At 34.0% G+C, this 577-nt stretch carries 1 protein-coding gene; it reads left to right on the plus strand.

Going from position 1 to position 577, the window contains the following annotated elements:
* Positions 1 to 200 precede the first annotated feature (200 nt).
* Positions 201 to 530 (plus strand): hypothetical protein, encoded by a 330-nt coding sequence (locus ACY2RQ_RS19735; RefSeq protein ID WP_490114726.1) that lies wholly within the window; start codon positions 201 to 203, stop codon positions 528 to 530.
* The last annotated feature ends 47 nt before the right edge of the window (positions 531 to 577 follow it).

Below are 577 nucleotides of genomic sequence, written 5' to 3' on the forward strand. Positions count from 1 at the left end.
TGCATCAGGTGCGCCGAAGGCGTCACCTGGATGCGCTTGTTATGTGAGCTTTATAAATTGAAACTTAAAACTAACAACTTAGTTATATATGATAACTTTTTGATGAACACAATAATGATAATCAAATCTATATTTTTAAGACATTTTTAATAACTACATCCCTTGTAGTTTGTCGAACTCATATCTTTAAGGAGGTTTCTATGAATGGGGCGTCAGCTATATCGAGATCAAGTTCTAGTGGTAGTATTAGCAGTGTTTCAACACCTGATTCAGAAACTTTTTTAATCAAAAGTGACGGCTTAGGTGAAGGTGACCAAAAAACACCTATGTTTACATGTAAAAAATGCACGGAAAAATTCGATAATAAGAATAAGTTAAAGTTTCATGAAGATAATAAAGGTGTGAAACTTTATAAGTGTAACTATGAATATTGCAATGCAGGTTTTACTTGTGTGGGGCTTCTAATCGAGCACAGGAAAATTCACCCACAGAATCCTTTAAACCCACCTCCAATTTTAGATCTGGCATAAAATTACTATAATCTGAACTGGATTTTTATGGTAAAGCACATAACGCC

Source organism: Parendozoicomonas sp. 209JJ7-1 (assembly GCF_058147085.1).